This window comes from Legionella stuttgartensis (genome assembly GCF_977063405.2).
In genome coordinates, this window is sequence record NZ_CDRUHA020000040.1 from 1 (window position 1) to 473 (window position 473).

Below are 473 nucleotides of genomic sequence, written 5' to 3' on the forward strand. Positions count from 1 at the left end.
AGATAAAAAATATCCGCAGGAAACGCTTCACGTCCAGGAGGTCTACGCAGTAAAAGGGACAGTTCACGATAACTATTGGCATGAGCACTCAAATCATCATAGACCACCAGGGTATCTAAGCCCTTTTTCATCCAGTGCTCGGCAATGGCGCACCCTGCAAAAGGAGCTAGATAAAGTAATCCTGGTAAGGCCGTCGCTTGGGCCACCACAACAGTCGTATAGTCCAAGGCATTGGCTTCTTTTAATAATTGAATGGTAGAGCTTACTGTAGAACGTTTTTGGCCAATCAACACATAGACACAATACACATTTTTATCTTTTTGATTCATCACAATGTCAAGGGCTAAAGCACTTTTACCAAGCCCATTATCCCCAATCAGTAACTCCCTTTGTCCTTTTCCGATGGGAATTAGATTATCAAGCATCTTATTTCCCGTGTACAATGGTCGATTCACAAAGTCGCGGTGAAGAAT

The 473-nt window shown here is 42.9% G+C and carries 1 pseudogene; it reads right to left on the reverse strand.

Annotated elements, in window-relative coordinates:
* Positions 1–473 (reverse strand): annotated as a pseudogene (locus ACWTEW_RS10950) (F0F1 ATP synthase subunit alpha); the annotation flags it as partial.